The 21,069-nt window shown below is 66.3% G+C and carries 20 protein-coding genes; 5 read left to right on the top strand and 15 right to left on the bottom strand.

Going from position 1 to position 21,069, the window contains the following annotated elements:
* Positions 1–20: 20 nt before the first annotated feature.
* Positions 21–509 (bottom strand): hypothetical protein, encoded by a 489-nt coding sequence (locus PI246_RS18165; protein ID WP_320552737.1) that lies wholly within the window; start codon positions 507–509, stop codon positions 21–23.
* A gap of 187 nt (positions 510–696) precedes the next feature.
* On the opposite strand from PI246_RS18165, the gene PI246_RS18160 reads away from it, so the two are divergent.
* Complete coding sequence (locus PI246_RS18160) at positions 697–1,035, top strand: helix-turn-helix transcriptional regulator (RefSeq protein ID WP_320552739.1); 339 nt, start codon at positions 697–699, stop codon at positions 1,033–1,035.
* Positions 1,036–1,049: 14 nt separating this feature from the next.
* On the opposite strand, the gene PI246_RS18155 is transcribed toward PI246_RS18160, so the two are convergent.
* From PI246_RS18155 to folD, 6 genes are all read right to left on the bottom strand, one after another.
* Complete coding sequence (locus PI246_RS18155; RefSeq protein WP_320552736.1) at positions 1,050–1,574, bottom strand: helix-turn-helix transcriptional regulator; 525 nt, start codon at positions 1,572–1,574, stop codon at positions 1,050–1,052.
* A 4-nt stretch (positions 1,575–1,578) separates the two neighbouring features.
* On the bottom strand, positions 1,579–1,854 hold the full coding sequence (locus PI246_RS18150) for a hypothetical protein (RefSeq protein ID WP_320552735.1): 276 nt from the start codon (positions 1,852–1,854) through the stop codon (positions 1,579–1,581).
* 60 nt (positions 1,855–1,914) lie between these two features.
* Positions 1,915–3,171 (bottom strand): tyrosine-type recombinase/integrase, encoded by a 1,257-nt coding sequence (locus tag PI246_RS18145; RefSeq protein WP_320552734.1) that lies wholly within the window; start codon positions 3,169–3,171, stop codon positions 1,915–1,917.
* 301 nt (positions 3,172–3,472) lie between these two features.
* Positions 3,473–5,029 carry a glutamine-hydrolyzing GMP synthase gene (gene guaA / locus PI246_RS18140; protein ID WP_320552733.1) on the bottom strand — a complete coding sequence of 519 codons (1,557 nt, stop codon included), beginning with the start codon at positions 5,027–5,029 and terminating at the stop codon, positions 3,473–3,475.
* A gap of 94 nt (positions 5,030–5,123) precedes the next feature.
* Positions 5,124–6,581, bottom strand: a complete 1,458-nt coding sequence (gene guaB / locus PI246_RS18135) for an IMP dehydrogenase (RefSeq protein WP_320552732.1) — start codon at positions 6,579–6,581, stop codon at positions 5,124–5,126.
* Between the two features lie 250 nt (positions 6,582–6,831).
* A complete protein-coding gene (gene folD, locus PI246_RS18130; protein WP_320552731.1) occupies positions 6,832–7,686 on the bottom strand; it encodes a bifunctional methylenetetrahydrofolate dehydrogenase/methenyltetrahydrofolate cyclohydrolase FolD in 855 nt (284 codons plus the stop codon).
* Positions 7,687–7,879: 193 nt separating this feature from the next.
* Between folD and PI246_RS18125 the strand changes: the two genes are divergently transcribed.
* A complete protein-coding gene (locus PI246_RS18125; RefSeq protein WP_320552730.1) occupies positions 7,880–8,443 on the top strand; it encodes a GNAT family N-acetyltransferase in 564 nt (187 codons plus the stop codon).
* Here PI246_RS18125 and moeB read toward each other — a convergent pair.
* The 8 genes from moeB to ndk form a co-directional block, all read right to left on the bottom strand.
* Positions 8,440–9,609 (bottom strand): molybdopterin-synthase adenylyltransferase MoeB, encoded by a 1,170-nt coding sequence (gene moeB / locus PI246_RS18120; protein WP_320552729.1) that lies wholly within the window; start codon positions 9,607–9,609, stop codon positions 8,440–8,442. The genes PI246_RS18125 and moeB overlap by 4 nt on opposite strands.
* A gap of 26 nt (positions 9,610–9,635) precedes the next feature.
* Positions 9,636–11,036: a ribosome biogenesis GTPase Der gene (gene der, locus PI246_RS18115; RefSeq protein WP_320552728.1), complete on the bottom strand. Its 1,401-nt coding sequence runs from the start codon at positions 11,034–11,036 to the stop codon at positions 9,636–9,638.
* A gap of 24 nt (positions 11,037–11,060) precedes the next feature.
* Positions 11,061–12,257, bottom strand: a complete 1,197-nt coding sequence (gene bamB / locus PI246_RS18110; protein ID WP_320552727.1) for an outer membrane protein assembly factor BamB — start codon at positions 12,255–12,257, stop codon at positions 11,061–11,063.
* Positions 12,254–12,904, bottom strand: a complete 651-nt coding sequence (locus tag PI246_RS18105; RefSeq protein WP_320552726.1) for a YfgM family protein — start codon at positions 12,902–12,904, stop codon at positions 12,254–12,256. Before PI246_RS18105 ends, bamB begins: the two co-directional genes overlap by 4 nt.
* 146 nt (positions 12,905–13,050) lie before the next feature.
* A complete protein-coding gene (locus tag PI246_RS18100; protein ID WP_320552725.1) occupies positions 13,051–14,130 on the bottom strand; it encodes a RodZ domain-containing protein in 1,080 nt (359 codons plus the stop codon).
* Positions 14,127–14,897 (bottom strand): type IV pilus biogenesis/stability protein PilW, encoded by a 771-nt coding sequence (gene pilW, locus PI246_RS18095; protein WP_320552724.1) that lies wholly within the window; start codon positions 14,895–14,897, stop codon positions 14,127–14,129. The genes PI246_RS18100 and pilW overlap by 4 nt, the downstream gene beginning before the upstream one ends.
* The gene (rlmN, locus tag PI246_RS18090) at positions 14,887–16,023 is read right to left on the bottom strand and encodes a 23S rRNA (adenine(2503)-C(2))-methyltransferase RlmN (RefSeq protein ID WP_320552738.1); all 1,137 of its coding nucleotides are present in this window, start codon (positions 16,021–16,023) and stop codon (positions 14,887–14,889) included. Before rlmN ends, pilW begins: the two co-directional genes overlap by 11 nt.
* Entirely contained in the window at positions 16,020–16,445 is a 426-nt protein-coding gene (gene ndk / locus PI246_RS18085) for a nucleoside-diphosphate kinase (RefSeq protein WP_320552723.1), read from the bottom strand. The genes rlmN and ndk overlap by 4 nt, the downstream gene beginning before the upstream one ends.
* 251 nt (positions 16,446–16,696) lie before the next feature.
* On the opposite strand from ndk, the gene PI246_RS18080 reads away from it, so the two are divergent.
* Genes PI246_RS18080 through PI246_RS18070 form a run of 3 tightly spaced genes read left to right on the top strand, consistent with a single transcriptional unit; the run spans position 16,697 to position 21,020 of the window.
* Positions 16,697–17,359, top strand: a complete 663-nt coding sequence (locus PI246_RS18080) for a TetR/AcrR family transcriptional regulator (protein ID WP_320552722.1) — start codon at positions 16,697–16,699, stop codon at positions 17,357–17,359.
* 34 nt (positions 17,360–17,393) lie between these two features.
* Entirely contained in the window at positions 17,394–19,760 is a 2,367-nt protein-coding gene (locus tag PI246_RS18075; RefSeq protein WP_320552721.1) for a 3-hydroxyacyl-CoA dehydrogenase/enoyl-CoA hydratase family protein, read from the top strand.
* Between the two features lie 51 nt (positions 19,761–19,811).
* Entirely contained in the window at positions 19,812–21,020 is a 1,209-nt protein-coding gene (locus tag PI246_RS18070) for an acetyl-CoA C-acyltransferase (RefSeq protein WP_320552720.1), read from the top strand.
* The last annotated feature ends 49 nt before the right edge of the window (positions 21,021–21,069 follow it).

Here is a 21,069-nt window from a genome sequence, read left to right as displayed (position 1 = left end):
AACCACCTCGTAGGTTGGGGTTAGTTTCGCCGAATTTCCCTACTTTGGGATGGCTCGAAAAGTTGGGGGGTGGTCAACAACAGGTACTCGGCACGAAGCCGCAGGTTTTCCTCGAATTCCACGCCCGACCATATCGTCACATGAGCAATCCCGAGGGAAGCTGCGGCCTGCTCAATCCGTGTTCGGCTGGCGTCCGAAACGGCGCCACGAGAGACGAACTTGAAGGCATCCGGTGCCCCGCTTGTGGCCTTGACCGCTTTGCCCATATCGGCCTTGGCTTTCGCCAACGTCAACGTGCCCCGGTTCGCGCATTGGATGATGGTCTTGCGTGCCGGCTGGCCATCGAATGGCTCGATACCCGAGATGTCCCGCCCTTGGTCGCCTCCCGATTGGCCGTGCCAGATCAGGCCACGCCAGCCAGCGCGCACATGGTACGCAAAGACAAGGCGTTCAAACTGGATGCCGCTGTAGTCCTCGAAGTGAATCGGAGAAACCGTTATCGTCGCCATGCCCTCCCCTTTTTCCCGTGGCTGTTTGTCTTCACAATACGCCCCTGTACGCCCCTGTGAGTTTCAGCGATAGCCAATGAAAGCCACCATGTCGTAATGCGGCGGCAAGGCATGTCGCCGAACAATCACGGAGTTCGACATGGAGAATAACCCGTCAGAAAGAGATGGCCGAAACAACGGCGCCGAGATGCGCTCGCAGCCCGCATCCCTCCCCCAGCCCGGCTCGAAAGCCTACGGCGATCTACCGCAGTTCCCGAAGCACACCGCTCTGCCATTTCGGCGCACCATTCGCCGCCATGAGTTACGGCAGATCGTTCCCTTGGCCGAAACGACGATCTACGAAATGGAGCGCCGCGGCGAGTTTCCACGGCGCTTCAATCTGACGCCGCGCTGCGTGGTGTGGGACCTAGCCGAAGTGGAGGCCTGGATCGACGAACGCAAGCAGGCTCCTCGCGCCGGCGCCGCCAAGCCGGATGTCCACCTGCGAAAAACCCGCCCTGTTCGGGCGGGTTCCGGTCAGGCGTGAGGCTGGCGACGGCCTCATCCCACAAGAGCTTCCAGTTCCTCGGAAGCCGAACGCGGTAGCCGCCGCCCCTCCTTGGCTACATTGACCTGCAGGGCTACGCGCGACACCTCCAAAACGTCCAAGGCCAGTGAGTAGCTGCCCTTGGCCTGCAGCCAGGTCAGCACATCCGCCAAGTGCCAAATCGACGCACTGCCCTCATGCACCGGCGCTGGGAAGTTGCCGGGATGGGCCAGCATCAGCTTGCGCATGTTCTGCCGCGACACACCCACGATGTCGGCCACATCGGTGAGCCCGACCAAATCCGGCGCGATCTCGATCAGCCTGGCCGACGGTACGGCGCGCCGCACGTCGGTCAGCGCGCTGCGCACAGCCGCGTCCGCACTGTCCGCGTCACGGGTGAACTCCAGGGCGAGCCGCCCCGGCTGCCCGATGCCAACCAGGGCATCGTCGCAGCCGGCCTCGCCCAGGCGCTCGACCAGCGCGTCCGCGTCACGGTCATCGTCGGCGAGCTGGTACTTCAGGGTGAAGGTGTATTCCATCGTGCTAATCCTCGGCATCGTCGGCCGCCTCCTGCTGCTTGCGATGCGTGGTGCAGTTGTCCACGACGCGCCGCAAGGCGCGCGCATGGTTGCTAGGGTTCTTCGGCGTGCTCCACACGCTAGTAATGCAGAACTCGCCGCAGCGGCACTCCTCATCGTTGTACGGACAGTAAATACGCCCCCAGGCGTGGCTGCCGCCAACCTCCACGCGCCAGCCCTGCCCTTCTGCGTGCCTGAGTGCTTCCTCGACCTCTTTCTTCGGGTGAGAGGAACGTGCCATCAACAGTCTCCAGTATGGGAATACACGGCAAGGTTGTCAACTGACAACCTTGCCACTGCATCAGGCCATGGCACTCAGCACTAGAACGACCACGTTGTCCGGCATCAGCTTCGGCACGTAGGTCGGCCCATCAATCCAAGCATCAACCATGTTGGCCCACTCCTGCAGCATGTGGCGCCGCTGCTCGGCGTACTCGGCCTTGTTGTAGATCGAGCGCGAGGAACGCCCTTCCTCGTGCGCAAGGCACTTCTCGATCCAGTCGCGGTTGAACCCGATCTCGTTGAGCAGCGTCGAGCCCGTGCGGCGAAGATCGTGGACGGTGAACGGCTCCAGAGGCAGGCCAGCGGCCTTGGCGCGCTGCGCCACAATCTGAGTGACCCGGTTGAGGGTCGCGTGGGACATGCAACGATCGGAGTCGTATCGGGACGGCAGCACAAAGTTCGAGCCGGCCGCGCAGGTATGCAGCGCTACCAAGATGTCCAGCGCCTGGCGCGACAGGTAGACCACATGCGGATTGCGCCTCTTCATCCGCTGCTTCGGAATGGTCCAGGTCGCCTTCTCGAAATCCACCTCGTCCCAGGTTGCCTCAATCAGCTCGCTCTTGCGCACCAGCGTTAGCAGGATCATGCGCAGCGCCAGACGGATGGTCGGATACGTGGCCACCGACTCCATCTGCCGCGACATCAAACGGATCTCCAACGGCGACAAGGCACGGTCCTTGGGTACGAAGGTCGCAATTGAGGCCGCGCCCACGTCGGCCGCGGGGTTGTCCGCCTTCTCCCCATGCAAGATGGCGAAGGCATAGACCTGCTTCACGATGTCGCGGACATGCACCGCCGTGGCCGGGGCGCCCCGCCCCTTCACCTTGCCGCACAAGGCGCGCAAGTCATCGGCGGTGATTTCGTTGAGCAGGCGGTTCTGGAAGGCAGGCAGGATGTCCCGATCAACGATGCTCTTGCGCATCGCTCGCGTGCTGTCGGCCATCCGGGCGCCGGCCAGCCATTGGGCTGTCATATCGCCAAAGCTCTTGGCGGCGGTCAGGCGGCGCTTCTCGCGCTGTTTCTCGTGCGCCGGAGACTTGCCCTGGGCGACGGCCTTCTTGGCGTCCAGCAGCTTCTCGCGGGCCATCGCCAGCGAAATACCGGACAGGCCGTACCGGCCAATGGTCAGCGTCTCGCGCCGGCCGTTGAGACGGTAATCGAAGCGGAAGGTGACGGTACCGGTGGGCGATACCGTCACGTACATGCCGTCACGGTCGGAAGCCTTGTAAGTCTTGGACTTAGGCTTGAAATTGCGCAGTGCGGTGTCGGTAAGCATCGAGGTTTTTCCTCCTGTTCATGACGGCTTTTACCGTCAGGGGTCAGGAGACCTGCTGATGCCTGGAAAGCCGCATGAAACAAGCTTTCCCGAGGAGCGATTTACCGTCAAAGACCGATTTGGTCTCGATAGTAAACAAGGAGGTCTTAATCCGGCCTCCGGTTCGTACCGTCACCTCTACCGTCAATCCGCTGCGCTACCCGGCGATAGTCGCCGATAGCTGTCGTGACGTATTTACTTTGAAATCAACACGTTACGACGGATTTTCGATAAGTGGCGATAGTCCCCGAAGGACCTGATTTCACTCCCACTCAATGGTCGCCGGCGGCTTCCCCGAGATGTCATAAACCACACGAGAAATACCACGCAACTCGTTGATAATGCGAGTTGAACACTTGTCGAGGAAGTCGTACGGCAAGTGCGCCCAATGGGCTGTCATGAAGTCGATCGTCTCCACGGCGCGAAGTGCGATTACCCACTCGTAGGCGCGGCCGTCGCCCACCACGCCGACGGAGCGTACCGGCAGGAACACGGCGAAGGCCTGGCTCACGCGGTCGTACAACCCGTGGGCGCGAAGCTCCTCGATGAAGATGGCATCGGCACGCTGGAGCAGTTCGACGTACTCGGCCTTGACCTCGCCCAGCACGCGAACACCCAGGCCCGGGCCCGGGAACGGGTGACGGTAGACCATCTCGCGCGGCAGGCCGAGTTCGACGCCGATGCGGCGGACCTCGTCCTTGAACAGCTCGCGCAGCGGCTCGACCAGCTTGAGCTTCATGTGTTCCGGCAGGCCGCCCACGTTGTGGTGGCTCTTGATGACGTGGGCCTTGCCCGTCTTGCTGCCGGCGGATTCGATGACGTCGGGGTAGATCGTGCCCTGGGCGAGCCACTTCACGCCGTCGAGCTTGGCGGACTCCTCGTCGAACACCTCGACGAACAACCGGCCAATGACCTTGCGCTTGGCCTCCGGGTCGTCCACCCCGGCCAGGGCATCGAAGAAACGCTGCTTCGCGTCGACGCGGATGACGTGGACGCCCATGTGCTCGGCCATGGTGGCCATCACCTGGTCGCCTTCCTGGTAGCGCAGGAGGCCGGTGTCGACGAAGACGCAGGTGAGCTGGTCGCCGATGGCCTTCTCCAGCAGCGCGGCCACCACGGATGAATCCACGCCACCGCTGAGGCCGAGCAGCACCCGGTCACCACCGACCTGCTCGCGCACGCGCGCGACGGCGTCTTCAATGATGTGGGCGGCGTCCCAGAGCGTGGCCGAACCACAGAGATCGACGACAAAGCGGCGGAGGATCTCCATGCCACGCTTGGTGTGGGTCACTTCCGGGTGGAACTGCAGACCGTAGAAGCGGCGGGCGTCGTCGGCCATGGCCGCCAGCGGCAGGCTGGGCGTGGCGGCGGTGGCGCGGAAGCCGCTGGGCAGCGCCGTGACGCGATCGCCGTGCGACATCCACACGCCAAGCGACTCGCCGTCCTCCATCACGCTGTCGAATAGACCGCAGCTGGCGAAGGTGACCGCGGCGGGACCGAACTCGCGGTGGTGGCCGGCCTCGACCTTGCCGCCCAGTTGTTCGGACATGGTCTGCATGCCGTAGCAGATGCCCAGCACCGGCACGCCCAGTTCGAACACCACGTGGGGCGCGCGCGGCGAACCGGCTTCGGTGACCGATTCCGGGCCGCCCGACAGGATGACGCCACGCGGCGCGAACGCCGGGATGTCCTCGGGCGCGTGATCCCAGGCCCAGACTTCGCAATAGACGCCGATCTCGCGGATGCGGCGGGCGATCAGCTGCGTGTACTGCGAGCCGAAGTCGAGGATGAGGATCTTGTCGCTGTGGATGTCGGTCATCGTGGCGGCCTGAATGAAAAATACGGTGTGCGAAACGCAGAACGCCCACGTGGCGCGGGCGTCCTGTGTCACCTGGCGCGTGTGCCCGGGGGCATCAGTCCAGGACGCGGTAGTTCGGGGCTTCCTTGGTGATCTGGATATCGTGCGGATGCGCTTCGCGCACGCCGGCACCGGTCACCTTCACGAACTGGGCCTTCTCGTGGATCGCTTCGATGTTGGCCGTGCCCATGTAGCCCATGGAGGCACGCAGGCCGCCCATCAGCTGATGGATGATGTTGCGGATCGAGCCACGGTAAGGCACGCGACCTTCGATGCCCTCGGGCACGAGCTTGTCGGCGTCGGCTTCGTCCTGGAAGTAGCGATCCTTCGAGCCCAGCTGCATGGCGCCGATGGAACCCATGCCGCGGTAGCTCTTGTAGGAGCGGCCCTGAAACAGCTCGACCTCGCCCGGGGATTCTTCGGTACCGGCGAACATCGAACCGAGCATCACCGACGAGGCGCCGGCGGCGAGGGCCTTGGGAATGTCGCCCGAATAGCGGATGCCGCCGTCGGCGATGAGCGGGATCTCGCCCTTCAACGCGGTGGCGACCATATCGATGGAGGTGATCTGCGGCACGCCGATGCCGGTCACGATGCGGGTGGTGCAGATGGAGCCGGGGCCCACGCCGACCTTGACCGCGTCGACGCCGGCGTCGAGCAGCGCGCGGGCCGCTTCGCCGGTAACGATGTTGCCGGCGATGACCTGCACCTGGGGAAAGCGCTTCTTGACCCATGCGGCGCGGTCGATCACGCCCTGCGAGTGACCGTGGGCCGTGTCGACCACGATGACGTCCACCCCGGCCTCGACCAGCGCTTCGACACGCTGCTCGGTGTCGCCGCCCACGCCGACCGCGGCGCCGACGACGAGGCGCTCGTGGGAATCCTTGGCGGCGTTGGGGTTGTCGCGGGCCTTCTGGATGTCCTTCACCGTGATCAGGCCACGGAGCTGGAAGTCGTCGTTGACGACAAGGACCTTCTCGATGCGGTTCTTGTGCAGGAGCTGCAGCACTTCGTCGTGCGAGGCGCCTTCTTTCACCGTGACCAGGCGCTCTTCGCGGGTCATGATGTTGCGGACCGGATCGTCGTGCTTGCGCTCGAAGCGCATGTCGCGACCGGTCACGATGCCGACCAGGCGCTCGCCGTCGACGACGGGCACGCCGGAAATGTTGTGTGCGCGGGTGAGCTGGATCACTTCGCCGATGGAGGTATCCGGACGAACGGTGATCGGGCTGCGGATGACACCGGCTTCGAACTTCTTCACCAGGCGCACTTCGGCGGCCTGCTGATCGAAGGTCATGTTCTTATGGATGATGCCGATGCCGCCGCTCTGGGCCATCGTGATGGCAAGACGCGCCTCGGTGACGGTGTCCATGGCGGCGGACACGATCGGGATGTTCAGGCGAAGGCCGCGGGTGAACCGCGTCGAGGTATCCACGTCGCGCGGCAGGACCGTCGAGTGGCCGGGAACCAGAAACACGTCGTCGTAAGTGAGTGCCTCAGCAAGGATGCGCATAGCCTTAGTCCCGCGAGTAAATCACGCCATTATACGTCGCGTTGACGCGATGCAATAGAGGGGGAGGCACTTGATGTTGGGGTGACCGGCGTTCGCGGGCCGCCGATGTTGTGAATCGCCGCCGAGCGGCACGAGCCGTTCGCGGGATTCGGCACGGCGCCGATACGCGTCATGGCCCCATTCGCGGTAGTCATCGTGAGGGTTCGCGGACACGGTCCGCTCCGACCGCACCGAAGCCGACGCCAGCCCCTCAGGGATCGAGGGCTTCCGCGGCTTCGAGCGTGTTTTCCATGAGCGTGGCGACCGTCATCGGACCCACGCCGCCGGGCACCGGCGTGATCCAGGCGGCTCGTTCGGCGGCCGGCGCGAATTCCACGTCGCCCACGAGGCGACCGTCGTCGAGACGATTGATGCCCACGTCGATCACCACGGCGCCGGGCTTGACCCAATCGCCCTTGACCAACCCGGGCTTGCCGGCGGCCACCACGAGGATATCGGCCTGACCGACGAATTCAGCGAGATTCTGCGTGAACTTGTGGCAGCAAGTTACTGTTGCACCAGCGATAAGCATCTCCAGCGCCAACGGCCGTCCGACATGGTTCGATACGCCGACGATGACCGCATGGCGTCCGCGCACCGGGCGATCGGTGTGGCCCAGCAACGTCATGACACCCTTGGGGGTGCACGGCCGGAGACCGAAGCGGCGCAACGCGAGGCGTCCCACGTTGACCGCCTGGAATCCGTCGACATCCTTGCGGGCATCGATCCGGTCGACGAGGGCGTCCTCGTCGATATGATGCGGCAACGGTGACTGCACGAGGATGCCGTGCACGGCGGGATCGGCGTTGAGGCGATCGATCAGGGCGAAGAGTTCATCCTGCGTGGTGGTGGCCGGCAGGTCGTAGCCGAACGACTCGAATCCCACGTGCTGGCAGGCACGGCGCTTGTTCTTGACGTAAACCGCCGACGCGGGGTCCTCGCCGACCAGGACCACGGCCAGGCCGGGCACCCGATGCCCCAGGGTCACGCGCTTGGCCACCCGACGGCCGATGTGGTCGAGCAATTCCTGGGCGATGCGCTTGCCGTCGAGGATGCGTGCGGTCATGGGAAGTCGCCCTGAGAAAAGCAGGGGATTATCGCCGATGCGGCCCCTGGAGTGTATGCGGGAGCGCGCCTTGCGCGCGATCCCGATACAGCCACCCATCGCGCGCAGGGCGCGCGCCTACCTGTCGAGAGACATTGTCGACCGGATACCCGGCGCGCGACGATAGCCCCACGCATCCCCACGTGCCGCCAGAATGACCATCGATACCGTGCCTTACCCGCAAGACCTCACCGACGGCGTCGTTCGCCTTCGCGCCTATCGCGATACCGATGCCGACGCCATGGCCGAGGCGGTGCGCGAATCCGCCGCGAGCGTCGGGCGCTGGATGCCCTGGGCGCGCGCCGACTACGACACGGCCACGGCGCAAGACTGGATCCGTCTGTGCAAGCAAGCCTGGTTGCTGGGCGACGGCTTCGAAATGCTGATCGAGGACGCCCACACAGGGCGCTACCTCGGCGGCATGGGCGTCAATCAGCGTCACCGCGAGCATCGTTTCGCCAACCTGGGCTATTGGCTTCGGACGTCGGCCCACGGTAAAGGCTACGTCACCCGCGCGGGCAAGCTCGCCCTTGGTTTCGCCTTCGAGACCGTGCACCTGACCCGCATCGAAATCGTCGCCGCAAGCGAGAACCATCCCAGTCGGAAGGCCGCTGAACGCATCGGAGGTGTTTTCGAAGGTATGTTACGTAACCGGTTAGTCATCAACGAAAAACCGTTCGACGCCGCGATGTATTCGGTGGTGCCCGGCGATCGCTAGCCCGCCGCCGCGCACATCCGTTCGAGGTCGACATAGCCCGCGAACCCTGCTCCAGGCCCGCAACCGGGGCACTGCGGATCGCGGCGCAGGGTCAACTCCCGGAAGCGCATGCCGAGCGCGTCATACGTCAGCAGGCGACCGACGAGGGGCTCGCCGATGCCGAGCAGCAGCTTGACCGCTTCGGTGGCCTGGAGCATCCCCACCGTACCCGGCAGCACGCCGAGCACGCCCGCCTCGGCGCAGTTCGGCGCGTCGGCCGCCGACGGGGGTTCGGGAAACAGGCAGCGGTAACACGGAGAGTCGTCGCGTCGCGGGTCGAAGACGCTGACCTGGCCGGTGAATCGTTCGATGGCGGCGTAAATCATCGGCAGGCCGAGTCGTCGCGTGGCCGCGGCAAGAAGGTAGCGCGTGGCGAAATTGTCGGCGCCGTCAATCACGAGGTCGTGCCCCCGGACGAGCGCCTCGACGTTGTCCGCGCCGAGGCGGTCGACCACGGTCTGCACGGTGACGCGGGGATTGAGCGCGGCAAGCGTCATCCGGGCCGACTCCGCCTTGCTCAGGCCCACGCGGGCGTCGGCGTGCACCACCTGGCGATGCAGGTTGGAGCGCTCGACGCGATCGTCATCCACCAGGGTGATGTGGCCCACGCCCGCCGCCGCCAGGTAGAGCAACGCCGGCGCGCCGAGCCCACCGGCGCCGATGACCACGACGCGTGACGCGGCAAGTCGGGCCTGCCCGCCCTCGCCCACCTGCGGCAAACGTACCTGGCGTGCATAGCGTTCGGCCGCGTCGGCATCAAGGGCACTGGCGGTAACGGCAAGCCCGGCGGCCTTCCAGGCGGCGATGCCCCCGGTGACCGAAGCGACCCGGGCATAACCCATGCGCTGGAGCGTCTCGGCGGCGAGCAGCGAGCGCTGGCCGCTGCCGCAGAGCAACAGCAGTTCCCGATCCCGGTCGGGTTCAGCCTGTTCGATACGGAGTTCGAGGAACCCCCTTGAGATGCCGAGGGCGTCCTCCGGCGCCCCCGACGCGCGCTCGTTGTCGTCGCGCACGTCGATCAGAAGCGCGCCAGCGCGCTGTCGCGCGTGCGCCTGCTCGGGGCTAACCTGGGGAATACGCGAACGCAGCGCGGCAAGCCAGCGTTCGCGATCGGGGCCTTCATTCATGCGGACACCTCGACAGAGGCGGCGTGTTACTTTTCGCGCCGCTTCGCGTTGCGGATCATGCGCTGGCGATGCCGCTGCTGGCTTTCGGTCAGCACGTTGCGCCGACCGGCGAACGGGTTGTCGCCGTCACGGAATTCGATGCGGACGGGCGTGCCTTCGAGCCGGAAGCGCTTGCGGAAGAAGCCTTCGAGGTAGCGCCGGTACGCCGGGGCGATGTGCTTGGTGCGGCTGCCGTGGATCACGATCGTGGGCGGATTGGAGCCGCCCGGATGGGCGAAACGCAGCTTGGGCGCATGCCCGCGCACCAGCGGCGGCTGATACGCCTCATAGGCACGCTCGAGCGTACGGGTGAGCTCGGACGAGCCCAGTTCCTTCGTCGCCGCGGCGTGCGCACGGATCACCGCCTTCATCAGCTCGCGCAAGCCGGAGCCATGCAGGGCCGAGATGAAGACGGTTTTCGCCCAATCCGCGAACTGCAGCCGGCGCTCAAGCGCCTTCTGGGTCTGCTCGCGCTGGTAGCTGTCCATGCCGTCCCATTTGTTGACGGCGACGACCAGCGCCTTGCCCTCTTCGATCACGTGGCCGATGAGGGTGAGATCCTGATCGGCGAGGTTCTCGCGCGCGTCGATCATGATGACCGTGACCTGGGCCGCGGAAATGGACTGCAGGGTCTTGATGACGCTGAACTTTTCCACCACTTCTTCAACGCGGGCCTTGCGCCGGACGCCCGCCGTGTCGATCAGGGTGTAGCGCCGCCCGTCGCGTTCGAGCGATACCCGGATGGGATCGCGCGTGGTGCCGGCAAGATCGGAAACGATCAGGCGGTCTTCGCCGAGCAGGCGGTTGATCAGGGTGGACTTCCCCGCGTTGGGACGGCCGACGATGGCGACGCGAATGCCCTGCTCTTCCTCGGACGGCGCGTCGTCCTCGTCCTCCTCGGGCAGGTGCGGCATCGCCCTCGCCACCAGGACGTCCACGCCACGGCTGTGCGCGGCCGACGCGGGAATCGTCTCGGCGACGCCGAACGACGCGAATTCCGCCATGACGGTCGGCTCGTCGGTGCCGTCGGTCTTGTTGACCACGACCACGATCGGCTTACCGCTGCGACGCAGCTCACCGAGGATGGCCGCGTCGAGGGGCAGCACGCCGTCGCGGGCGTCCACCACGAACACGAGGAGGTTCGCTTCGGCGATGGCGAGGCGGACCTGCTGGGCGGTCAGCCCCTCGATGCCTTCATCGCTGCCGGACAGGCCGCCGGTGTCGACCACCACGAACGGGCGCGCACCGAGATGGCACACGCCGTAGTGGCGATCACGGGTGACGCCGGGCATGTCTGCGACAAGTGCATCCCTGCTACGCGTCAGCGCATTGAAAAGGGTCGACTTGCCGACGTTGGGTCGGCCGACCAGGGCGATGACGGGAAGCATGGGAAAAGCAGATGTCCTTCAGGTTCAGTGCGCGACGCGGTAGGCGGCGATGTTGCCCTTCACGTCCTCGACGTAAACGACGTCGCCGACCACGACCGGCTGGGCGCGGATGGCTTTCTTGGAGAGGCGCTCACGGCCGACGATCTTGCCGTCGCTGCCGTTGAGCCAGTGGATGTAACCCTCGAGGTCGCCGACCACCACGTAGTCGCCGTCGGCGGCCGGGCCGCTGAGCCAGCGGTATTTCAGGGCGTCCTGCTTCCAGATGTTGGCGCCGCTGGACTTGTCGAAGGCGAACACCTGCGACTGGTCGTCGACCGCGTACACCGCGTTGCCATGGACGTCGAGCGAGGTATACGTGGACAGCGGGTGGTTCCACAGCGGGCGGCCGCTGGGGCCGTCCACCGCGGTGAGCTGGCCGTGATACGCGGCGCCGTAAAGCGTGGTGCCGTCGAGCACGATGGCGCCGTCGGCGTCGCTCAGGCGGTCGATCTCGGTGCGGCCTTCGCCGCTGGCGAGGGTCTGCTCCCAGAGCTTCTCGCCGTTGTCGAGGCGGATCGCCACGAGCTTGCCGGCATCGCTGCCCATGAAGACCACGCCGTTGGCGACCAGCAGGCGGCCATTGCCGCGCAGGCTGAGCGCCGGCACCTGGGACTGGTCGAACACCCAGCGACGCTCGCCGGTGCCCGCGTCGAGGCCATAGACGCGACCGTCGTTGCAGCGCACGACCACGAGGCCACCGACGATGGCCGGCGTGGTGATGACTTCGCTGGAGACTTCGGCCGCCCAGCGGCGCTCGCCGTCCTTCGCGTTCATCGCATAGACGTGGCCGTCGAGCGTGCCCACGGCGACGAGGTCGTCGGCCGCGCCAGGACCACCGGAGAAGCGGGCGTCTTCGCGCTTGGCGTCGCCCCAGCCGAACCAGCCATGCTGGCGGGTGCTCTTTTCCCAGATCGTCTTGCCGGTGCCGGCGTCGAAGGCGCCGATCTTGCCGTCGGTGCTCGCGGCGTAGAGCACGCCGTTGACCACGGTCGGGCGCATGCGCACGCCGGATTCGGCCGGGCCATCACCGATGCTGGTCTTCCACAGACGCTCCACCTTGATGCTCGGCTCGAACTTCTTGTCGAGCGGGGTCGGCGGTTCGACGTTTTCCTTCTTGAACGAATGACAGCCGGCCAGTACGACCAGCGACGAAGTCAACGCGATTGCCCAAAGACGTTTCATGCACCCTGCTTCCCGGCCACGGCCAGATCATCAAGTTTGGTTTGAACCACGCCGCGCTGCGGCGCGTTTTCGTCCATCGCGGCGATGGCAGCCTGGTAAGCCTTGCGCGCATCGTCGGCGCGCCCCAGCTTGACCAGCGCGTCGCCGCGGAGTTCCGCCACGAGCGAGGCGAATGCCTGGCCCTTCATCGCGTCGAGTGCGGAGATGGCGTCCTGCGGCTTGCCCTGGGCGTACTTGAGCTGCGCCTCGCGAAGGGCGAACAGGGCGGTGAGCGTGTCGTCACCCGCATGGGCACGGGCCCAGGCGAGATCGCCCGCGGCCTTGTCGAGCTGCCCCGCCATCACGCTGCGCTGGGCGCGCTCGCCCACGGCGAACACGGACCACGCGGTGTCGGCGTAGTCTTTCATGAGGTTTTCGGTGCGCAGGTCGATCTCGTTGGTGCGTTTCTGCGCGACGGCGGCCTGCAGGGCGGAGTATTCGGACGCGGCGGCCTGCTCGTGGCCGGCGCGGTGGGATTTCCACTGCTGCCAGCCGAAGATGAGCACGAGGCCGAGCGCGATGCCCACGGCGATGCTGACGCCGTTCTTGCGCAACCATTGCTGGACGCGTTCGCCCTGTTCGTAGTCGTCGTATACGTCGAATGCCATGCAGTCACCCGCTGCGCTCCGCGCAGCAACACAAGGGAAGGAGCCCGCGCCGGCCATCGGGGACGGCGGCGCGGATCAATAGGCAAGGATACCCGAAAAGTGCGCACGGACGGCGCCGTGCGCGGACCGCACGCAGGCGGCGCCGGTCAGTTGGCGACCGGCGAGGCCTTGCCGTCGCGCACGTCGACGTGGAAGCGGGCCACGTTGGCGCGACGGAAGCTGTCGAGCTGCACCGGCTGGCCGTCGATCGAGACCTGGGCGCCACCGGCGTTGCCGATGCGCACCTCCAGCGGACCGTCGCTGCGATACGACTTCTGGGTGCCGGCCGGAAGCAGGCCATATTCGAGACGCGCGCCGTCGGGGGAGGTGACCTCGACCCAACTGGCGGAAGGCAGGTTGAGCGTAAGGCTGTGGGCGCCCTGCCCCTGGCTCGCTGCCGGCGGGGCCGGCACCGTGGCGTCGGGGGCCGCCGCGGCCGTGGCGAGCGGGGTGCGGGTGGCCGAATGGTCCAACGGCGGGAACATGGCCATCGAGGCCAGCACCGGCTGCTGATCGTCCACGTGCGACTCGGACGCCCGCGGCGCGGGCGAGGCAGCGAGGGACGTGCCGGCAGCCGCGCTGGAGGCCGACGGTGCCGGGGCATCCTGTTGGGCGACCGGCGTGGCATCGAGCGGCGCGAGGCGCGGCATGTCACGGTCGAGGGTGCCGCGCACGCCCAACCAGACCATGGGCACGACGATCACCGCCGTCAGCACCACGTAGGTGGCCGCGGTCACGTAGCGCTCGAGCAGGTAGCGGGAATGGGACACGCCGCCGGTGACCACCAGCTCGGGCTGGCGCGGGGTCAGGCGGGCGACTTCCGCCTCGATGGCGGCGTCGTCCACGCCGACGTGGCGGCCGTACTTGCTGATGTAGCCAGCCAGGTAGACCTGGTAATCGATGCCCGAGTAGTCGCCGGCCTCGAGCTGGCGCAGCAGGCGACTGGGCAGGCGCAGGGCCTGGCCACACGCCTCGATGGCATAGCCGCGGGCCTCGCGGGCCGCGCGAAGACGCGCGCCGAAACCGGCCTCGTGGACGTGATCGATAATGACGCGACCGCCGGTTTCCGCGTGTTCGACGTGCTGCGGTTCCATGGCGTCCTCCTTGGAAATGGGCGATTCGTCGCCCGCGAACAGATCCTGCTCGCGACCGTCACGCCCGTGGTTGTTCGAGGGAACTGAAGTCATTGACGTGCGGTGGCTTGGATGGAGCGCGCCTGTTCCGAATCCGGGAACTGCTGGCGCAACCGTGTGGCGTAGTCCTGGGCCCCCTCCCCGTTGCCCAGCCGGAGCTCGATGTCATGACCGAGCTTCAACGCGTCCGGACTCGGAGCCCCGAGCGCTTCAAAGCGCTGCAGGAAGGCCCGGGCCCGGAATGCATCGTTCTTAAGGTACAACACGCGAGCCATCTGATACAGGGCGTCGGCGTTCTTCGGATTGCGATCGAGCGCCTTGCGGAAATACCCCTCCGCCGCATCGTAGTCGTTGGACTCGAGCTGGCAGGTGCCCGCGTTGGCGAGGGCCAGGTCGGGGGTCTCGTAGAACGGATCGGCCAGGGCCCTGTCGAAATACGGCCGGGCTTCGGCGCCGCGATGCTGCTTGCACAGGAACACCGCGAGATTGTTGTTGACCGAGCCGCTCTTGGGATCGTATTCGGCCGCCTTGCGGTAGTGCAGTTCCGCATTGGCAGGATCATTGATGCGCTCATAGAGCACGGCGATGACCGTGTGCGCGGGAACGTACTTCGGGTCGAAATCCAGGGCTTTCTGGAGTTTCTCCATGGCGCCCTTGAGGTCGCCCTGCTCCATGTAGCGCTGGCCGAGCTGCGTGTGCACCTCGGCGCCCTTGGCCCGGTTGTCGGCACTGGTCGTGGGGCGCAGCCCCGAGCTGCCAGCGGCGCAACCGGCGCAGCACAGCAGCAGACCCAACAGCAAGACCCACCGGTCAAGCCGCATTCACTACCCCTTCTTCGAGCTTCTTGCGGAATTCGGCCTGGCGACGGGTGCGGTCCACGACCTGCCCCTTCAGCTGGCCGCAGGCGGCGTCGATGTCATCACCGCGGGTCCGGCGCAGCATGGTCAGCACGCCCGCGTTGAGCAGTTGGGTCTGGAAGGCCCGGATGTCGTCCGCGCCCGAACGCTCGAACCGCGCCCCGGGGAACGGGTTGAACGGAATCAGGTTCACCTTGTTGGCGCCAGGCAGGCGACGCATGAACTTGACCAACTGTCGCGCATGCTCGGGCCGATCGTTGACGCCCTTCATCAGGGTGTATTCGAAGGTGATCGAGGTGCGCGGAGCGCGGAGGATGTAGCGCTCGCAGGCGCCCATCAGCTCGGCCAGCGGGTAGCGCTTGTTGAGCGGCACCAGCTCGGTCCGCAGCTCGTCGTTGGCTGCGTGCAGCGACACGGCCAGCGAGACGTCGCTTTCGGCCGACAGCCGGTCGATCATCGGCACCAGGCCGGCGGTGGACAGCGTGACGCGCTTGCTCGCCAGGCCGAAGCCCAGGTCATCGCGCATCAGGCTCATCGCCTTGACCACGTTGTCGAAGTTCAGCAGCGGCTCGCCCATGCCCATCATCACCACGTTGGTGATACGGCGCTGCTGGTGCGGCACGTTGCCGAGGTGTTTGGCCGCGACCCAGACCTGACCGATGATCTCGGCGGTGGACAGGTTGCGGGAGAAGCCCTGGGTGGCCGTGGAACAGAACTGGCAGTTCAGGGCGCAACCTACCTGGGACGACACGCACAGCGTGCCGCGGGTGGGTTCGGGGATATAGACCGTCTCGATGGCGTTGCCGCCATCCATGCCCAGCAGCCACTTATGGGTGCCGTCGACCGCGCCCTTCTCGAACACGGTGGACGGCGGCCCGACGTAACAGCTGGCGTCGAGCTTCTCGCGAAGTGCCTTGCCGACGTCGGTCATCTTGCCGAAGTCGCTTTCCAGGCGGTGGTAAATCCACTTCATGACCTGGTCGGCGCGATACGGCTTCTCACCGAGGCTGGCGAAGAAATCGCGCAGTCCCTGGCGGTCGAAGTCGAGCAGATTGACCTTGTCGGCAGGCGTATTCACGGCAGCTCTCAGTGCGAAACGACTTCCGTCGAACGGAAGAAGTAGGCGATTTCGACAGCGGCGGTCTCGGCGGCATCGGAGCCGTGGACGGCGTTCGCGTCGATCGATTCGGCGAAGTCGGCGCGGATCGTGCCCGGCGCGGCTTCCTTCGGGTTGGTGGCACCCATCAGCTCACGGTTCTTGAGGATGGCGCCCTCGCCTTCCAGCACCTGGATGACCACCGGGCCGGAGATCATGAATTCGACGAGCGCGTTGAAGAACGGGCGCTCTTTGTGCACGGCGTAGAAGCCCTCGGCTTCGGCGCGGCTCAGCTGCTGCATGCGCTGGGCGACGACCTTGAGGCCGGCCTTCTCGAAACGGGAGACGATGTCGCCGATGACGTTCTTCTTGACGGCGTCCGGCTTGATGATCGAAAGGGTGCGCTCCAGCGCCATGGGGGTGCTCCGGGAATGTGAAAGGAAAAACGAAAAGTAAAAGACTACCGGGGCGCAAGGGTGGCCCGGACAAAAGTCTGACGCCAAAGCTGTCGTGAATGACGGACTTAGCGCACGAAATCTTGACAGATTCTAGCTGATCCGCAAGGCGTTTTCGAGGTCTGCGGCGGTGCGCATTGACCCTGGCGGAAACCCAGGCGTATTCTCAAACAATCGTTTGATTCAAACCCTGTCCCTCGGAGTCCGCCTACATGACGAGCGCCCCCTACGCCTCCCGGGAACGCACGACCAAGGAGCGGATCCTCGGCGCGGCCGAGGCCCTTTTTGCCACTCACGGCTTCGCCGGGGCCTCGCTGCGCCAGGTGACCGCGGCCGCCCGGGTCAACCTGGCGGCTGTCAATTACCACTTCGGTTCCAAGGACAAGCTCATCGAGGAAGTGTTCCGCCGACGCCTCGACGAACTGAACACCCGGCGCCTGACCGCCCTGGGCAAGGTGACGGGCGCGGCCGGCACCACCCTCGAAGACGTACTCGACGCCTACATCCGGCCGGCCCTCGACCTGTCGCGCACCGATGGCGGCGGCGCGGCCTTCGTCCGGGTGCTCGCCCGGGCGTATGCGGAGCACAACGAGACCCTCCGGCGTTTCCTGTCGGAGAACTACGGCCACGTACTGCGCCAGTTCGCCACCGAATTCGCCCGTCTCCTGCCCGGCCTGGGCAAGGAAGAAATCTACTGGCGCCTGGATATCGTCACCGGGGCCCTGACCTATGCCATGGCCGACTTCGGCGTCATCCAGCGCAAGGTCGACGTCACCGAGCGCGACCACCGGGAGGCCGCCGCCGACCACCTCATCCGCTTCGCCGCCGCCGGCATGCGCGACCCCACCGTTTCCCACGCCGCGGCCAGCCACTGACCGGGGACACCTCTTTGCACCATCGGAGAACACCATGACCGCAACACCGTTAAGCATTCGCAAGGCCGCGGTACTCGGCGCCGGCGTCATGGGCGCGCAGATCGCCGCGCACCTGACGAACGCCAACGTGGAAACCGTGCTGTTCGACCTTCCCGCGAAGGAAGGCCCCAAGAGCGGCATCGCCCTGAAGGCCATCGCCAACCTGGCCAAGCTCTCGCCGGCACCCCTGGCCGAGAAGTCGCTGGGTGCGGCCATCATCCCGGCCAACTACGAGGACGACCTGGCGCAGCTGGCCGACGTCGACCTGGTGATCGAGGCGATCGCCGAACGGATGGACTGGAAGCTCGACCTGTACACCAAGATCGCCCCGCACGTCTCCGAGACGGCCGTGCTGGCGAGCAACACCTCCGGCCTGTCGATCAACGGCCTTGCCGAGGCGCTTCCCGAGGCGCTCCGCCATCGCTTCACCGGCGTGCATTTCTTCAATCCGCCACGTTATATGCATCTGGTGGAGCTGATTCCCACCCGGCTCACCGACACGGCCGTGCTCGAAGGCCTTGAAGCGTTCCTGACCACCGCGCTCGGCAAGGGCGTGGTCTACGCCCGGGATACACCCAACTTCATCGGTAACCGCATCGGCGTGTTCTCGATGCTGTCGACCATGTACCACACCGAAAGCTTCGGCCTGGGCTTCGACACCGTCGACGCGCTCACCGGCCCGGCCATCGGCCGCCCCAAGAGCGCCACCTACCGCACGGCCGACGTCGTGGGGCTGGATACCCTCGCCCACGTGGTCAAGACCATGGGCGACACCCTGCCGGACGATCCCTGGCACCGGTACTTCCAGCCCCCCGTGTGGCTCAAGGGCCTGATCGACAAGGGCGCGCTCGGCCAGAAGACCGGCGCCGGCTTCTATCGCAAGGCGGGCAAGGACATCGTCGTACTCGACCTTCAGAAGCAGGACTACCGCCCCGCCGACGGCAAGGCCTCGGACGAGGTCGCGGCGATCCTGGCCATCAAGGATCCGGCCGAGAAGTTCGCCAAGCTGCGCGCGTCGGCCGACCCGCAGGCGCAGTTCCTCTGGGCCGTGTTCCGCGACCTGTTCCACTACACCGCTTACCACCTGGCCGATATCGCCGACACCGCGCGTGACGTCGATTTCGCCATCCGCTGGGGCTACGGCTGGAAACTGGGCCCGTTCGAGCTGTGGCAGGCCGCTGGCTGGAAGCAGGTGGCCGGCTGGATCGCCGAAGACATCGCGGCCGGCAAGGCCATGAGCGACGCGCCCCTGCCCGCCTGGGTCACCGCCCGCGACGGCGTGCACGGCAAGGCCGGCGCCTACTCGGCCGCCGACGGCACCGAGAAACCGCGCTCGGCCCATCCGGTGTACCAGCGCCAGGCCTTCCCCGACCCGATCCTGGGTGAGCGCTTCGACCAGGGCACCACGGTCTGGGAGAACGACGGCGTGCGCCTGTGGACCACCGGCGACGACATCGGCGTGATCTCGTTCAAGACCAAGATGCACACGGTCAACGATCAGGTGCTGGACGGCGTGCAGCACGCCATCGGCCTGGCCGAGCAGCAGTTCCGTGGCGTGGTACTGTGGCAGCCGTCGGAGCCGTTCTCGGCCGGCGCGGACCTCAAGGGCGCGCTCGGTCTGCTTCAGGCCGGCAAGCTCGCCGAGTTCGAAGCCATGGTCGCGAATTTCCAGGCGACCAGCATGCGCATCAAGTATTCGCTGGTGCCGGTCGTGGCCGCCGTGCGCGGCCTCGCCCTCGGCGGCGGTTGTGAGTTTCAGATGCACTCGGCTCGCACTGTCGCCGCGCTGGAGAGCTACATCGGCCTCGTCGAGGCCGGCGTAGGCCTGCTGCCGGCCGGTGGTGGCCTGAAAGAGCTCGCCGTGCGCGCGGCCCAGGCCAACCCCGACGACCCGTTTGAATCGCTCAAGAAGGTGTTCGAGACCGTGGCGATGGCCAAGGTCTCCGGCAGCGCCCTGGAGGCCAAGTCGCTCGGCCTGTTGCGCAAGGACGACATCGTGGTCTTCAACGCCTACGAACTGCTCCACGTCGCCAAGGCCCAGGCCCGTGCGATGGCGGAGGCGGGCTACCGTCCGCCCTTGCCGGCGCGTGCGATCCCGGCCGCCGGCGATACCGGCACGGCCACGTTCAAGGCATCGCTGGCAAACCTGGCCGAGGGCTATTTCGCGTCGGCGCATGACATCGAGATCGCCGGCCGCATCGCCGACACGCTTTGCGGGGGCCGCATCGAACGCGGCTCCGCCGTGGATGAAGCCTGGTTGCTCGCCCTCGAGCGCCGCCACTTCGTCGAACTGGCGCAGACCGATAAGACCCAGGCCCGCATCGCCCACACGATGACGACGGGCAGGCCGCTGCGTAACTGACGCGCCTCGCGCTCTGACGCATCCGACCTGCCCCCTTAAAGGAACCACCCCATGAGCAAGCAAGTGCAAGACGCCTACATCGTCGCCGCCACCCGCACCCCGGTGGGCAAGGCGCCGCGCGGCGTGTTCCGCAACACCCGTCCCGACGACCTGCTCGCGCACGTCATCCGTGCCGTGATCGAACAGGCCCCGGGCATCGACCCGGCCATGATCGGCGACGCCATCATCGGCTGCGCCATGCCCGAGGCCGAGCAAGGCATGAACGTGGCGCGCATCGGCGTGCTGCTGGCCGGCCTGCCCGAGCAGGTACCGGGCGTTACCATCAACCGCTTCTGCTCGTCCGGCGTGCAGGCCATCGCGATGGCCGCCGACCGGATCCGCCTGGGCGAGGCCGACCTCATGCTCGCCGGCGGCACCGAGTCGATGAGCATGGTGCCGATGATGGGCCACAAGGTGGCGATGAACCCGGCCATCTTTGAAAACGACGAAAACCGCGCCATTGCCTTCGGTATGGGTATCACCGCCGAAAAGGTGGCCGAACGCTGGAAGGTCAGCCGTGACGACCAGGACGCCTTCGCCCTGCAGTCGCACCAGCGCGCGCTCGCGGCGATCCAGGCGGGCGAGTTCGCCGACGAGATCACGCCGTTCCAGCTCGACGATCGCTATCCGGATCTCAAGAACCGCACGGTGAAGGAAGACCGTCGCATCATCTCGATTGACGAAGGCCCGCGCGCCGACACGTCGCTCGACGTGCTGGGCAAGCTGCGGCCGGTGTTCCGCAACGGCCAGTTCGGTGGTTCGGTGACGGCGGGCAACTCCTCGCAGATGTCCGACGGCGCAGGCGCCCTGCTGCTGGCGAGCGAGAAGGCCATCAAGGACTACGGCCTGACCCCGCTGGCGCGCTTCGTCGGCTTCTCGGTGGCGGGCGTGGCGCCCGACATCATGGGCATCGGCCCGAAGGAAGCCATTCCCAAGGCCCTGAAGCAGACCGGCCTGAGCGTCGACCAGCTCGACTGGATCGAACTGAACGAAGCGTTCGCCGCCCAGGCCCTCGCGGTGATCCGCGATCTCGGCCTCGATCCGGCCAAGGTAAACCCGCTCGGCGGCGCCATCGCGCTGGGCCACCCGCTGGGCGCTACCGGCGCCGTCCGTGCCGCCACGCTCATCCATGGCCTGCGCCGCCGCAAGCAGAAATACGGCATGGTCACGATGTGCATTGGCACGGGCATGGGCGCCGCCGGCGTATTCGAAGCCCTGTAAGCGCGCTCGGCGCGCGCGACCCTCGACACGATGTCGTCGGTCGCGCGCG

The sequence above is a fragment of the Luteibacter sahnii genome (assembly GCF_034063545.1).
In the GTDB taxonomy this organism is placed as follows: Bacteria; Pseudomonadota; Gammaproteobacteria; order Xanthomonadales; family Rhodanobacteraceae; genus Luteibacter; species Luteibacter sahnii.
This window is presented reverse-complemented; position numbering and strand designations above follow the sequence as displayed.

Excerpts from the sequence above, each read along its gene's own strand:
- PI246_RS18075 (WP_320552721.1), top strand. The coding sequence starts at position 17,394 with ATGACCGCAACACCGTTAAGCATTCGCAAGGCCGCGGTACTCGGCGCC.
- PI246_RS18125 (WP_320552730.1), top strand. The coding sequence starts at position 7,880 with ATGACCATCGATACCGTGCCTTACCCGCAAGACCTCACCGACGGCGTC.
- folD (WP_320552731.1), bottom strand. The coding sequence starts at position 7,686 with ATGACCGCACGCATCCTCGACGGCAAGCGCATCGCCCAGGAATTGCTC.
- PI246_RS18105 (WP_320552726.1), bottom strand. The coding sequence starts at position 12,904 with ATGGCATTCGACGTATACGACGACTACGAACAGGGCGAACGCGTCCAG.
- PI246_RS18150 (WP_320552735.1), bottom strand. The coding sequence starts at position 1,854 with ATGGCACGTTCCTCTCACCCGAAGAAAGAGGTCGAGGAAGCACTCAGG.
- PI246_RS18070 (WP_320552720.1), top strand. The coding sequence starts at position 19,812 with ATGAGCAAGCAAGTGCAAGACGCCTACATCGTCGCCGCCACCCGCACC.
- moeB (WP_320552729.1), bottom strand. The coding sequence starts at position 9,609 with ATGAATGAAGGCCCCGATCGCGAACGCTGGCTTGCCGCGCTGCGTTCG.
- guaA (WP_320552733.1), bottom strand. The coding sequence starts at position 5,029 with ATGACCGACATCCACAGCGACAAGATCCTCATCCTCGACTTCGGCTCG.
- ndk (WP_320552723.1), bottom strand. The coding sequence starts at position 16,445 with ATGGCGCTGGAGCGCACCCTTTCGATCATCAAGCCGGACGCCGTCAAG.
- bamB (WP_320552727.1), bottom strand. The coding sequence starts at position 12,257 with ATGAAACGTCTTTGGGCAATCGCGTTGACTTCGTCGCTGGTCGTACTG.
- PI246_RS18165 (WP_320552737.1), bottom strand. The coding sequence starts at position 509 with ATGGCGACGATAACGGTTTCTCCGATTCACTTCGAGGACTACAGCGGC.
- PI246_RS18100 (WP_320552725.1), bottom strand. The coding sequence starts at position 14,130 with ATGACTTCAGTTCCCTCGAACAACCACGGGCGTGACGGTCGCGAGCAG.
- der (WP_320552728.1), bottom strand. The coding sequence starts at position 11,036 with ATGCTTCCCGTCATCGCCCTGGTCGGCCGACCCAACGTCGGCAAGTCG.
- pilW (WP_320552724.1), bottom strand. The coding sequence starts at position 14,897 with ATGCGGCTTGACCGGTGGGTCTTGCTGTTGGGTCTGCTGCTGTGCTGC.
- PI246_RS18080 (WP_320552722.1), top strand. The coding sequence starts at position 16,697 with ATGACGAGCGCCCCCTACGCCTCCCGGGAACGCACGACCAAGGAGCGG.
- PI246_RS18145 (WP_320552734.1), bottom strand. The coding sequence starts at position 3,171 with ATGCTTACCGACACCGCACTGCGCAATTTCAAGCCTAAGTCCAAGACT.
- guaB (WP_320552732.1), bottom strand. The coding sequence starts at position 6,581 with ATGCGCATCCTTGCTGAGGCACTCACTTACGACGACGTGTTTCTGGTT.
- PI246_RS18155 (WP_320552736.1), bottom strand. The coding sequence starts at position 1,574 with ATGGAATACACCTTCACCCTGAAGTACCAGCTCGCCGACGATGACCGT.
- PI246_RS18160 (WP_320552739.1), top strand. The coding sequence starts at position 697 with ATGCGCTCGCAGCCCGCATCCCTCCCCCAGCCCGGCTCGAAAGCCTAC.